The 13,044-nt window shown below is 38.2% G+C and carries 13 protein-coding genes; all 13 read right to left on the minus strand.

All coding sequences use genetic code 11. From position 1 onward, the window contains the following. Positions 1-115: 115 nt before the first annotated feature. A complete protein-coding gene (locus JZO71_RS08130; RefSeq protein WP_206898998.1) occupies positions 116-754 on the minus strand; it encodes a thiamine diphosphokinase in 639 nt (212 codons plus the stop codon). Between the two features lies 1 nt (position 755). Then, the gene (gene rpe / locus JZO71_RS08135) at positions 756-1,406 is read right to left on the minus strand and encodes a ribulose-phosphate 3-epimerase (RefSeq protein ID WP_206898999.1); all 651 of its coding nucleotides are present in this window, start codon (positions 1,404-1,406) and stop codon (positions 756-758) included. A gap of 11 nt (positions 1,407-1,417) precedes the next feature. After that, positions 1,418-2,314, minus strand: a complete 897-nt coding sequence (gene rsgA, locus JZO71_RS08140) for a ribosome small subunit-dependent GTPase A (RefSeq protein WP_206899000.1) — start codon at positions 2,312-2,314, stop codon at positions 1,418-1,420. A gap of 180 nt (positions 2,315-2,494) precedes the next feature. Next, positions 2,495-4,543, minus strand: coding sequence for a Stk1 family PASTA domain-containing Ser/Thr kinase (gene pknB / locus JZO71_RS08145; protein ID WP_206899001.1), 2,049 nt, complete (start codon positions 4,541-4,543; stop codon positions 2,495-2,497). Next, on the minus strand, positions 4,540-5,280 hold the full coding sequence (locus JZO71_RS08150) for a Stp1/IreP family PP2C-type Ser/Thr phosphatase (RefSeq protein ID WP_206899002.1): 741 nt from the start codon (positions 5,278-5,280) through the stop codon (positions 4,540-4,542). Before JZO71_RS08150 ends, pknB begins: the two co-directional genes overlap by 4 nt. Before the next feature lie 12 nt (positions 5,281-5,292). Next, entirely contained in the window at positions 5,293-6,651 is a 1,359-nt protein-coding gene (gene rsmB / locus JZO71_RS08155; RefSeq protein ID WP_206899003.1) for a 16S rRNA (cytosine(967)-C(5))-methyltransferase RsmB, read from the minus strand. Continuing rightward, positions 6,651-7,592, minus strand: a complete 942-nt coding sequence (gene fmt, locus JZO71_RS08160) for a methionyl-tRNA formyltransferase (protein WP_206899004.1) — start codon at positions 7,590-7,592, stop codon at positions 6,651-6,653. The genes rsmB and fmt overlap by 1 nt, the downstream gene beginning before the upstream one ends. Then, positions 7,585-8,076: a peptide deformylase gene (def, locus tag JZO71_RS08165; RefSeq protein ID WP_206899005.1), complete on the minus strand. Its 492-nt coding sequence runs from the start codon at positions 8,074-8,076 to the stop codon at positions 7,585-7,587. The genes fmt and def overlap by 8 nt, the downstream gene beginning before the upstream one ends. Positions 8,077-8,089: 13 nt before the next feature. Next, complete coding sequence (priA, locus tag JZO71_RS08170; protein WP_206899006.1) at positions 8,090-10,498, minus strand: primosomal protein N'; 2,409 nt, start codon at positions 10,496-10,498, stop codon at positions 8,090-8,092. Positions 10,499-10,678: 180 nt separating this feature from the next. Next, positions 10,679-10,984 (minus strand): DNA-directed RNA polymerase subunit omega, encoded by a 306-nt coding sequence (rpoZ, locus tag JZO71_RS08175; RefSeq protein ID WP_206899007.1) that lies wholly within the window; start codon positions 10,982-10,984, stop codon positions 10,679-10,681. Between the two features lie 4 nt (positions 10,985-10,988). Then, entirely contained in the window at positions 10,989-11,603 is a 615-nt protein-coding gene (gene gmk, locus JZO71_RS08180) for a guanylate kinase (RefSeq protein ID WP_206899008.1), read from the minus strand. A gap of 231 nt (positions 11,604-11,834) precedes the next feature. After that, positions 11,835-12,119, minus strand: coding sequence for a hypothetical protein (locus JZO71_RS08185; RefSeq protein WP_206899009.1), 285 nt, complete (start codon positions 12,117-12,119; stop codon positions 11,835-11,837). A 32-nt stretch (positions 12,120-12,151) separates the two neighbouring features. Next, on the minus strand, positions 12,152-13,042 hold the full coding sequence (locus JZO71_RS08190; RefSeq protein ID WP_206899010.1) for a YicC/YloC family endoribonuclease: 891 nt from the start codon (positions 13,040-13,042) through the stop codon (positions 12,152-12,154). Positions 13,043-13,044: the final 2 nt, after the last annotated feature.

A 13,044-nucleotide genomic window follows, 5' to 3' on the forward strand; every position in this document is an offset into this window, starting at 1 on the left:
CTTGAAACAAAAGGCAAGTTACTTCTCTTAATCTTTTTTTAGCAAATCTTTTTCACTATACTTACTTTAGTTGTTCAAGTGTCCACGTTTGTGAAATTCTAGCCAAGGAAGTTCCTTAATCTTTGCTTTGAATTACAGCTATTACACCCGTTTCAAATGAAAATTTAGCTGTATCAGAAACAAATTCATTACTTGCATATGAAGTTGGCTGAGCAACAGTGGTATCTTCCAGTTCATATTTACTTTCTTTGATATTCAGATGATTGACAGGCGTCAAACAACAGTAAGCCAAGTATTTCATTTCTGGTATTTTTTTAATCGAATAACTGCCTGGCAAATAATAGCTCAAATTGTTTTGACGATCTGCCAGAGTCAATCGCTGAATATATGGCTGAAAACGCGGTTCCAATCCTAACCATAAGTTAGATAGCAAATGATCTAAGCGACCACCAGTAGCTCCTACTAAAGTGTACTCTGCTTCAGGGTAGCGTTCAAATGTGGAAACCAATGCTAATTGAGTGTCCGTGTCGTCTTTTTCTGCTGGTGATTGAACAACCAACTCTGCTTGCGAAAAAACATAAGTGCGTTCTTCCTCATTCAACGAATCAAAATCACCTACAGCGATTTCTACAGATAAACCTTGTTGCAATAAATAGAACGCTCCACGGTCAATACCAACATGATAGTCATACTCAGAGCTTGTTATCTCTGGCCATTCTTGAGGTGACCCGCCTGCTGCTAATAAAATTTTCATTTTAGCTCAAAGCCTCTTTTAATTGATTGATTTGATGAATTGGATCTTCTGAAGCATAGATGTAAGAGCCTGCAACAAAAACATCTGCTCCTGCCTCTTTACAAATTTTTGCTGTTTCTGGAACAATTCCACCGTCAACTTCGATTGCGTAATGATACCCGTTTTCTTGACGAAGCAAATCTAATTCAGCGATTTTAACAACTGTTTCTTCAATAAAACTTTGACCTCCAAAACCAGGATTTACAGTCATAACCAAGACTTGATCAACAATAGACAACACATGTTGGATTGACGAAACAGGTGTACCGGGATTGATCACAACACCCGATTTTACTCCTAAATCATTGATCATTTGAACAGCTCGATGAATATGTGGTGTTGATTCGGCGTGGACAGTAATAATGTCGGAACCAGCTTTCGCGAAATCCGTAATATAATTTTCTGGATTTATAATCATCAAATGGACATCCAAAGGTAATTTCGTCACAGGACGGATTGCTTGGACAACATTGGGCCCTAATGTAATGTTTGGTACAAATTGGCCATCCATAACATCGACATGGATGTAATCTGCTCCGCCTTTTTCTACTAATTCAATATCACGTTGTAAGTTGGCAAAGTCTGCACTTAAGATTGATGGTGCTAATTTCATTTGATTTCCCCCTATTTTCTTTTACTCTCTTTTTTGTAAATGGGTCTTCGTTTTTCAACCTCTTGTAAAAATTGCAAATAGTTATCATAGCGTGTTTGTGCAATTTCCCCATTTTCCACTTGATGCTTGACCTCACACCCAGGTTCTTTCGCGTGCATGCATTCACGAAAACGACAGTGTGCAGACGCTTCAACAAATTCTGGAAATTGTTTTGGTAATTCTGTTGCTTCAATCGTTAGAAAATCAATCGAACTAAAGCCTGGCGTATCAGCGACTAATCCATCGTACAACGGAATTAATTCAACATGACGCGTTGTATGCTTTCCTCGGCCAAGAGAATCTGAGATTTCTGCTGTTGCTAACTGTAATTCTGGCGAAATTTGATTAAGCAACGTGGACTTACCTGCCCCTGACTGCCCCATAAAAACAGTTAATTGGTTTGGAAAATAACGAATTAATTCGTCAGTATCTCCTGATTGTTTCGGTACTATGACTGGATAACCAATTTTCTCATAGACTTCTTTGATCTCTTCAATTTTTGGATCGTTCGGTGCTAAGTCCGTTTTTGTTAGAAAAATAATTGGTCGGATCATTTCATACTCGAGCATCACTAAAAAACGATCCAGTAAATTCGCTGAAAAATTCGGTTCAACTAAACTTGTGACGATCACACCTAAATCAACATTCGTCACAGGCGGCCTTACTAATTGATTTTTTCGTGGCAAAATTTCTAGTAAATAGCCATCTGTTTTATTTTCACTTTCAAAAATGACTTGGTCACCAACTAATGGACTGATTTTTCGATTACGGAAATTTCCTCTTCCTCGCGTTTGGTAGGTTTCCCCATCTGCATAAACATAATAAAAACCACTGATTGCTTTTCTAATTTGTCCTCTGATTTGTGCCACCTCCGTTTTTTATTTATTTTAACACAGGAAAAAGAATTCTTATGCCTTTACAGGTAAACTTATTACGCTCTAAAAAATTTATTTTCCCTTTGTTCAAAAAAAAGAATCATGTCATTAGATTTTCACTAACAACATAATTCTTTTTTACTTAATTAAATTACTGTTTCAAGACGTCTGTATTTATTCTTGTGATTTATTTTCTTCGGTTGATTTTTCTGACCCATCTGTTGTTTCTTTTGTTGAACTACTTGAGGAATTTTTTTCCGAAGAATCTTTTGAAGAAGCTTTCGCCGGATCTGGCCCTTTAGAATAAACAACACTTACGATGTCGCCTTTATTAATACTTGCACCGACACCTGGATCAGTCCGAATAACTTTATCCTTGTCCACAGTATCCGAGTATTCAGAAGTTTCGTGTCCAATATATTCAGCACCAATTCCAGATAAATAATTTTGTGCTTCGCTCTTCGAATAACCTGAAATGTCATTCAGACGGCTTGGTTTTTCCTCGGCACCTTGGCTGACTACAAAACTAACAGCTGTTTCAGCCGCTGTAAATTCTCCTGAGCTAGGAGTTTGGCTAATAATATTTCCCGCAGCTATTGTATCACTATAGTCATAACTCACACTAATATTCGAGGCTAAAAAGCCTGCAGCTAGCAATGTACTATAAACTTCATCATAGTTTTCACCCGTATGATTATATAAAAAGACAGGTTCGGCTCCCTTGCTTACTTTGAAAGTAATCGTATCAGAATCTGGATCAACCTCTCCGTCTGTGGGTGTCTGAGAAATAATCATGTCCTTCTCAATTTCAGAACTATACTCTTCTTCCGACTTAATTTGGTCCTCTGAAAATCCTAAGTCAATTAAGTTGGCTTTTGCCTCATCATAGCTTACGCCTGTGTAATCTTTTAATTTGATTTTTTTAGAGCCGCTACTTAAATATAATTTTACTTCGCGATTCTTTTTCACAGTTGTTTTTGCTGCAGGATCTGTCTTAACCACATTTCCTTCTTCAATTTTATCATCAGCAATTTCTTCTGTTTCACTTGCTACTTTTAGATTCGCATTTTCCAACATTGTTCGAGCTGCTGATTCTGTTAAATCTGATACATCTGGCACTTCCACTTCACCTCGGCCACCAGAAGCAAAAAACACACCCGCACCGATACCTAATCCGAGTAAAACAAGAATGAGTAAAATCCACCATTTTTTTCGTTTTTTCTTTGGTTTTTCTTCCTCTTCTTCTGGTGGGTGATTCGGTTGCTCCCAAACGTCATGTTCATCTGGCAAACGCATTGATTTAAACGAATCTGGCATTGGCGAATCTGCATCAATCGGTGTCAGCACTTTTGTTTCATTCAACATAGCTTGTGGTTCCCACTTTGGCTCGTTCGCACGCGCAGGAGAAAGAACGGTTGCTAAATCTTCATTCATTTCATCAGCTGTCAAATAACGATCAGTTGGTTCTTTCGCAGTTGCTTTCAACACAACGTTTTCTAATGCTTGTGGCGCTCCAGGATCAATTGCTTTAATCGAAGGTAATTCATCTTGAAAATGTTTCAAGGCAATCGTTACCGCTGATTCACCATCAAACGGTACACTTCCTGTCAACATTTCATAGAGAATAATTCCAAGCGCATAAATATCAGATTGCTTAGTAGCCATACTTCCTCTTGCTTGTTCGGGTGACAAATAATGTACGGAGCCTAGCATTGTATTTGTTTGGGTAATTGATGTTTCAGATAATGCAATCGCAATACCAAAATCAGTAATCTTCACGACACCTTCGTGGTCAATCAAAATATTTTGAGGTTTTAGATCGCGATGAATAATTTGATGATTGTGGGCCAACGAAATCGCTGATAAAATTTGTTGCATAATATCAACAGCTGTTTGATATGGAATTGGATAATGGGTTTGGATATATCGTTTGAGATCCATCCCTTTCACATATTCCATTACTAAATACTGCATATCTGCTTCTTCTCCAACATCGTATACACTCACGATGTTCGGATGAACCAATTCAGTTGCTGCTAACGCTTCTCTTTGAAATCTACGGATAGCAGTTTTGTCGTTTTGAAAGTCAAATCGTAAGACCTTGACAGCGACATCACGATCTAAGATTAGATCATGGGCTAAGAAGACATTTGCCATTCCGCCACTGCCAATATTGCCGGTAATTTGATAACGTCCATTTAGTTTCTTGCCTAACTCGATCATGCACAGTCCTCCTTATACTCGATAAGAAGTGCAGTAATGTTATCAGCACCACCTGCCTCGTTTGCACGATCGATCAATTCTTTTACTTTATCCGTAAGCGAACCTGTACCATCAATAATTGATCCAATCATTTCTTCCGACAACATATTAGTAAGCCCATCTGAGCAAAGTAATAATCGATCCCCAAGTTGCCAAGAATAAGTTGCAACATCTACTTCAACCGTTCCCGGCATTCCTACCGATCGCGTCAAAATATTTTTTCTTGGATGGTTCACTGCCATTTCTTGACTGATTTCACCAGACTTAACTAGTTCATTTACTAATGAATGATCTTCTGTTAACTGTTTTAGTTGATCTTCACGCACTAAATAGGCACGACTATCTCCAACATTTGCAATCGTAAATCTTGTATCTGACAAAGCGACAGCAACAACAGTTGTACCCATCCCATTGTATTCTGGCTTTTCCTGTCCTCGCTGATAAATTTTAACATTTTCATTTTGGATGGCCTGAATAAACCACTGAGCAATTTTCTCACTATCTTTTAGTGTTTGTCCTTCCCAGTCAGCACCTAAATTGGTCACAGCCATTTGACTGGCAATGTCACCTGCACGATGCCCTCCCATTCCATCAGCTAAAACCGCCAACTTGATTCCTTCTTGATTAGTAAATACATTCGCATAGTCTTGGTTTGTATTACGGCGTCTTCCTACATCTGATTGAAATTCAATTTGCATTTCTTCACCTCATTACTTTTTACGCAAACAACAGATAAAAAAGCCATCTGTATTAAATTGATGTGGATACAAAGTTAACATTTTATCTTCGATTGATGATTTTAGCACAGGACTCACTAAAACATCAATCCTTTCAAATTCAGGATGGCGTTTCAAGAAGGTCTCAATGACTCCTTGATTTTCATCAGCTAGAATAGTGCATGTGCTATAAGTTAAGATTCCTGACGATTTTAACGTAGGGGCACAGCTTTCCAAAATTGCTAATTGAATTTTAGGTAAATTTTCTAAATCTTGTGGATTTTTTTTATAGCGGATGTCTGGTTTTCGACGCAACAAGCCCAAACCTGAACATGGTGCATCGACTAAAATACGATCGAATTGTTCTGGTTCAAAAGTTTGTTGTACTTCTCGTGCATCCATTTTTTGTGCAAAAACTGCTGAAGAAACATTTAAGCGAGCTGCATTTTCTTCAATGAGTTTTACTTTATGATCATGAACATCGAGAGCAATCACTTCGCCGCCACATGTTGAATCTAAAAATGTCGCAATGTGCGTCGTTTTACCGCCGGGCGCAGCACACGCATCCAGTACGTGATGTTCTGGTTCAATTTGCATTGCTGGTGCAACTAGCATTGAGCTCTCATCTTGAACTGTTAGCAACCCATCATGAAATAGTGAGCTAGAAGCTAAATGACCTTTTTCTGCAACAACACCATAGGGGCTAACTTGGCTTTCTTTCACAGAGATCTCTTCTTCATTTAAAACAGCGATTGCTTGTTCACGTGAAAGGCGACGAACATCGACGCGTCCACTTGCATGACTCGGCACATAAAGTGAATGACCCAGTTTTTCTGTTTCTTCAAACCCAATTTGATCGATAAAACATTGCGTCAACCAAACAGGTAGACTGATTTTCACTGCCAATCGTTCTATGGGATCTTTGATTGCTTCTACATCAGGTTTTCCTTGACGTTGGTAGCTTCTCAATACGCCATTCACGAATTTTCCTGTCCCGGGGTTTCCTTTTACTTTTGCAATTTCTACTGCTTCATTCAAAATCGCATGATCTGGAACCTTGTCTAAAAATTCCAACTGGTAAACAGACAAGAGTAGCAATGTTTTGACCCATTCGTCTACCTTTTTTGCTTTAGCAATAAAAGGCGTGATATAAAATTCAAGTAATAATTGGTGACTAATCGTTCCATAAACAAGTTCTGTAAATAAGCCAATATCTTTTGGATTAAGCTTTCCTTTGTTAATCATTTCATTTAATAAAAGATTGGAATACGCTCCACCTTTAGAAACTCTTTCTAAGGTCATTAAAGCCATATAGCGTACAGATTTCTTCATACTATTCGGGATTTTTGCCATTATTTCACCTGCTGTCCAACCACTACATGTTGTCCGCTGCCATTTAGAAACGCTTGAATGGTCTGCTTCCCTTTACCTGCAGGTTGTAATTCTTTGATTGCTAGTACTGTTTGATTGCCACACGCGATCCAAAGATTCTTCTTGTCTTTGCGAATAATCGTACCGGGAACTTCGTTTGTTTCCTCTGGAAGTGGTTCCACTACTAGTAATTTCCAACGAACATCTTCATACGTTGTAAAAGCGATTGGCCAAGGGCGCATTCCGCGTACTTGATTATCAACTTCTTCGGCTGTTTTATTCCAGTCGATTGCTTCTTGCTCTCTTGTAATATTAGGAGAAAAGGTCACTTTTTCTTCATCTTGAGGAGTTGGTGCTAAACTACCATCCAAAATACTTGGTAATGTTTTTAATAAGAGTTCTTTTCCTAATAAACTTAATTTATCAAACATTGTCCCAACATCATCTTGTTTGGTAATCGGCAAGCTTTCTTGCGCAAAAATACCACCCGCATCCATTTTTTTAATCATTTCCATAATGGTTACACCTGTTTCTTTTTCACCATTGATAATCGAATAGTGTACAGGTGCTCCTCCACGATATTTAGGTAACAAAGAGGCATGGACATTGATTGCTCCGTGTTTAGGAACTTGTAGTAGTTTTTCTGGTAAAAATTGACCGAACGCAGCCGTAATCAAAATATCTGGTTGTAATTCGATGATTTTTCCCATTTCTTCTGAGCCGGAGATCTTTTCTGGTTGTAGTACCAGTAACCCATGCTTTAATGCTGCTTCTTTGACTGGTGTTGGCGTGATCACTTTTTTTCTACCGACTGGTCGATCGGGCTGTGTCACTACAGCTTGAACTGTATAGCCAGCTTCCAATAATCCTTCTAGTATTGGGACAGAAAAAGCTGGCGTTCCCATAAATACAATATTAGTCATTTAGGTGCTCCTCCATATATTTTTCAAGTTCTTCTTCAGGAATTTGTTCAATCATTTTTTCAACAAACAAAATACCATCTAAATGATCGATTTCATGTTGAAATGCTCGTGCTAAGTAGTCAAATGCCGTTACTTCCATTTCTTGTCCTTCACGATCAAAATAGCGCACGGTTACCTCATCTGCACGTTTCACAGTTCCATAAACATGAGGAATACTCAAGCAGCCTTCCACATCTAAACTTTCTCCTTTTGCTTCGATAATTTCAGGATTGATCAATTCGAATTTGTCCCCTTCGTCAACTTCAACGATTGCTAAACGAAGATTTTTTCCTACTTGTGGTGCTGCAATACCAATACCGTCCATTGCAACCATTGTTTCATACAGGTCATCTAGTAGTGCGACTGTTTCATCAGTGATGACGTCGATGGGTTGAGCTGTTCGTTTTAACTTATCATTTGGGTGAATCAAGATTGGGTAGCGCATATAGTGTCCTTTCTCAAATAAAATGTAATGGTTCATTATCGATCGCCACAAATAATCCTTGGCGTTGTTCTTTTTGGCTTTTATCTAAAATATCATCCAACACATTTGCTAGCTGAGGTTCGTGCTTGTATTTAATAATCAGTTGATAGTAATAACGATTCTTCACACGCAAAATCATACTTGGTGTTGGACCTAAAATCAAACTCTGGTTACTTAACGTCTGTTTGAGCAGTTGCGCAATCTGAAAGATTTTTTTTGCAGCTACTTGTTCTTCTGGATGGCTCGTAGTAATTTTCACTGTAAAGTAATACGGTGGATAGCCCCCACGATGACGAACTTGCATTTCCTTTTGATAAAAACGTTCGTAATTTTGCTCTTTTACTAACTCGATCGCGTAATGTTCTGGATTAAAGGTTTGGATGACTACCTCACCAGCTTTTTCAGCTCGTCCGGCTCTTCCTGAAACTTGTGTTAACAATTGAAAAGTATGCTCACTTGATCGAAAGTCAGGCAAGTTTAGTGAGGTATCCGCATTTAAAACGCCTACCAAAGTTACATCTGGAAAGTCTAGTCCTTTAGCAATCATCTGTGTTCCTAGAAGAATATCTGCTTCCTTCGCACCAAATTTTTGCAAAATCCGTTCATGTGCTCCTTTTTTCCGAGTAGTATCAACATCCATTCGTAAAATACGAGCTTCAGGATACAAAGTTTGTAATTCTTCTTCTACTTTCTGCGTACCTGTGCCATAATAACGAATTTTGTTCCCACCACAATTTGGACAACGATGAGGAATTGCTTCTTCGTGTCCACAATAATGGCAACGCATTGACTTACTGTCCATGTGCAATGTTAAAGAGATATCACAGTTTGGGCAAGGTAAAACAAAACCACAGTCACGACACATAACAAACGAAGAATAACCGCGACGATTTAATAATAGAACCGTCTGCTCCTTTTTCTCTAAACGATCTTGAATTTTAGCTTGTAGCTGGCTAGAAAAAGTTGCAGCTTTATGTTTTTGGAATTCTTCTCGCATATCCACAATGTCAATTACAGGTAATTGCGCACTACTTTTTGCTCGTTTATTCAAAGTCAGAAGTTGATACACTCCCTTTTGTGCTCTTGCACGTGATTCAAGAGAAGGTGTCGCACTTCCTAATAATACTGGACAATGATGATATTTTCCCCGCCAAATTGCTAAGTCCCTCGCATGATAGCGTGGGGTTTCGTCTTGTTTATAACTCGACTCATGTTCTTCATCAATAATAATCAGACCAATATTTTCTAACGGTGCAAAAATCGCTGAACGAGCACCAACGACTACTTGTGCCTCATTCCGCTCGATTTTACGCCACTCGTCATATTTTTCTCCTTGCGATAGTCCACTATGTAACACCGCAACGGCTTCTCCAAAACGTCCTTTGAATCGCTCAACCATTTGTGGTGTCAATGCGATTTCAGGTACTAACATGATAGCTGTCTTTTTCGCAGCTAAAACTTCGGCAATACTTTGCAGATAGACTTCTGTTTTTCCACTTCCGGTAATACCTTCTAATAAAAAAATGGTTTCTTTTTGCGTTTGACACGCAGTGGTGATTTGATCGACTGCGAATTGTTGTTCTTGGTTCAAATCTAACGCACTAGTTTGTTCAAATGAACGATGTTGATAGGGATCACGATAACGCTCGACTTCTTCAAAACGAAGCCAGCCCTTCTCTTTTCCTTGGTTTAACACAGCACTACTGATTCCTTTATCTTTAAAGTACGCAAGTGGTTCATCCTTTACTACTTCAGATAAGCAAAGTAATAATTCTTTTTGCTTTTTAGCATTTTGACGTAGCTTTCCCCACTCTTCCTCAATCTGCGCTTCTTTTAAAAGTGAGTGAACCATTCGGATTGTCTTCACTTTGTTTTTAGTATGAACTTCATAACGAATATCAACTAATTTCTTTTTTCGCCAATGCATCAACTGCGAAACAACACCTAAAGACTCTGCTTCTTTCCAAGAAATCACTTCTCGTTCTCGAAAGAATTCTTGTGTTTCAGCTGATGGTTTCAAAGGATAAATGATTTTGTCATACTCTGCCTTCATTACACTTGGCAACATCGTTTGAAGACAAGTGATTTTGAATGCGTAGGTAATTGTTTTCATGTAGTCAGCTAATGCTAATAGCTCTTGATTAACAACAGGTGCTAAATCCAGCACACGAATAATTGATTTCAATTGAACATCAGTCTGAGCCAGTTCATCATTCAATCTAATAACAAATCCTTGAACATGTCGGTCTCCTTTTCCAAAAGGAACCTCCACGCGCATCCCCACTTGTAACTCCGCTTCTAACGTGAAGGGAACGAGATACGTGAAAGGTTGATCCGTTTGCATCGTCGGTACGTCTACAATCACTTCTGCAATTACTCCCACAACTTTTCCCTCCTTTGATACCAATTTTAGTAAAAAAGATCCGTGCTTATTTTACTAGAAAACCCTTGGTTTGTCCTAATTTCTACTATTTCGTAACAAAAAAATAAACTAGCTAGCTCACTTCTTCTTTTATTTGAAAAATTAAAAAGAGAGCCGTGACTCTAGTCACAGCCCTTGGATTTATAGTTTTTGTTCTTCGCGAATACGTGATTCTAATTCTTGTTGCTCACGTTCTTTTTTTGCTTGGCGTTCTTCATTTTCCATACGTAGACGCTCACGTTTCAATTCGGGATGTGGATCATTGATCACATTTCCTGCATCGATTTCTTCAAGTGCTTGTCCCACACTTTTTACAGATTCAAATGAATCTAATGTTGGTTGTGCTCCAGCATCTAGTTCATGGGCACGTTTACTTGATAAAATTACTAATGAGTATTTTGAATTTACTCGGTCTAACAATGAGTCAATTGAAGGCTTCAACATCATAAGACTACATCTCCTTTAACATTTTAATATATTTTCCGATTACCCGATCTACTCGAAAGTGTTCGCTAGCAATAATTTCTTTAATCCGATTAACAGCTAACGGAACTTCATCATTTACAACGGCATAATCATAAAGGGCCATCATTTCGATTTCTTCTTTAGCAACTCTCATACGTTCTTCAATAACTTCTTCTGCATCCGTTCCACGACCAACAATTCGTGATTTTAATTCCACTAGATCGGGCGGTGTCAAAAAGATAAATACACCATCTGGCACTTTATCTTTCACTTGCTGTGCTCCCTGAACTTCAATCTCTAAAAATACATCTTTTCCTTCGTCCAAGGTTTGATTCACATATGATAATGGTGTGCCATAATAATTTCCAACATACTCTGCGTATTCAAGCATTTCACCAGCTTCAATCATCGCTTCAAATTCTTCTTTGCTTCGAAAGAAATAGTCCACTCCTTCGACTTCTCCTTCTCGCATTTTACGAGTAGTCATTGAGATTGAATATTGAAAATCATTATCCTCACTCTCAAAAATTGCTTTACGTACGGTTCCTTTTCCTACACCGGATGGACCTGACAATACGATTAATAATCCACGCTCTGACATGACGACGTCCTTTCAACTAGTCTTTTCTTGCTTATCGTTTATTTTGCACTTTTTTTCTGCAACTTTCAAGGTTCTCTTTATTATAGACAGATTTTCCTAAAAAAGCCACCTTTGCTTGAAACTAGAAGAGAAAAGCTTGTTTCTTCCACAAAATAAAAAAGCTGCGACCAAGCTTCTGGTGCAACTTTTGTTATCATTGATGAGGCAGCACAATTGATTTTAGTTAAAAAATTAAAATCCCATGTTAGACAAAGTATTCACGACGCCAATGATTTCGTCCTTTCGGCTGAGTACTTTTTCTGTTGGATCACTAACTTCTTGTGTATCCATACGCACGATGTATTTTCGATTAAGCGTTACATATGTCCCATCATTGATTAAAATATTTAGTTCTTGGTCTGAAATTTTTACGCAGGCGTCTTGCCAAACATCGAATCCTTCTTTGTCTGATGGGACATTTCTTTTAACCACACTTTTGCCACTTAATTCATGAAAAGTAATATCATAATAGTTCATTACAAATTTCCTCCTTTTTCTGTTTCGTGCAATTATTCAATATTTTGGACTTGCTCACGAATTTTTTCCAAAATCGTTTTTAATTGGACTACTTGGTTTTTGATTTCAATTGCACTTGATTTTGATCCAATCGTGTTCACTTCTCGGTTCATTTCTTGGATTAGAAAGTCAAGTTCTCGACCAACTGGTGTAGGCATCATAATTAAGTCATTTAATTTTCCGAGATGGATAAACAAGCGATCTAGTTCTTCATGAATATCCCCACGCTCTAATAAAATGGCCAACTCCGTCAACAATCGTTGCTCATCGACTTTATCGCCTAAAAATTCTTCCAATTTTTTTTGGTAACGTATTTGGAATTCTTGTTCATATGTTTCAACAAAGGCTGATAGATTGTCTAACACTTGCGAAAATTCGGCTTGATTCTGCAATAATACAGTAGCTAATGCTTGACCTTCTACTTCACGACTACGTTCAATTGCACCCAATGCTTCAGTCAATGTTTCTTGAACTAGTAGCCTTAGTTGTTCTTCATCTGCTTTTTCTGGTTCACTGACCGAGACAAATTTTTCTTGTAATGCTAGACGCTCAATCAAGGATGCTACCGAAAGTTGAACTTCCCCACCGAATCGATCATGTACCCCTTGAGAAAGTTGCGTCACTAATGAATCAATCAACGACCAGTCGATTTCGACTTGTTTCGCATTTTCTCCAATGTGCGTTACATTCACAAAAACTTCAACACGTCCACGAGTAAGTTGTTGTTTAATCAACTGCCGCATGTCACCTTCGAGAAAATTTAGAAGTTTCGGACTGCGTAATTGAATATCTAAAAAACGTTGGTTGACACTTTTAATCTCGATATCTAATTGATACTCTTTTGTTTCGCGGATTGCTTTGCCAAAACCGGTCATACTTTTCATTC

Source organism: Candidatus Enterococcus courvalinii (genome assembly GCF_017315945.1).
In the GTDB taxonomy this organism is placed as follows: Bacteria; Bacillota; Bacilli; order Lactobacillales; family Enterococcaceae; genus Enterococcus_B; species Enterococcus_B courvalinii.

Coding starts and splice junctions, on each gene's coding strand:
- pknB (WP_206899001.1), bottom strand. CDS start 4,543: ATGATCGAGTTAGGCAAGAAACTAAATGGACGTTATCAAATTACCGGC.
- rpe (WP_206898999.1), bottom strand. CDS start 1,406: ATGAAATTAGCACCATCAATCTTAAGTGCAGACTTTGCCAACTTACAA.
- rpoZ (WP_206899007.1), bottom strand. CDS start 10,984: ATGATGTTGAAGCCTTCAATTGACTCATTGTTAGACCGAGTAAATTCA.
- JZO71_RS08190 (WP_206899010.1), bottom strand. CDS start 13,042: ATGAAAAGTATGACCGGTTTTGGCAAAGCAATCCGCGAAACAAAAGAG.
- fmt (WP_206899004.1), bottom strand. CDS start 7,592: ATGACTAATATTGTATTTATGGGAACGCCAGCTTTTTCTGTCCCAATA.
- def (WP_206899005.1), bottom strand. CDS start 8,076: ATGCGCTACCCAATCTTGATTCACCCAAATGATAAGTTAAAACGAACA.
- JZO71_RS08150 (WP_206899002.1), bottom strand. CDS start 5,280: ATGCAAATTGAATTTCAATCAGATGTAGGAAGACGCCGTAATACAAAC.
- gmk (WP_206899008.1), bottom strand. CDS start 11,603: ATGTCAGAGCGTGGATTATTAATCGTATTGTCAGGTCCATCCGGTGTA.
- JZO71_RS08130 (WP_206898998.1), bottom strand. CDS start 754: ATGAAAATTTTATTAGCAGCAGGCGGGTCACCTCAAGAATGGCCAGAG.
- rsmB (WP_206899003.1), bottom strand. CDS start 6,651: ATGGCAAAAATCCCGAATAGTATGAAGAAATCTGTACGCTATATGGCT.
- JZO71_RS08185 (WP_206899009.1), bottom strand. CDS start 12,119: ATGAACTATTATGATATTACTTTTCATGAATTAAGTGGCAAAAGTGTG.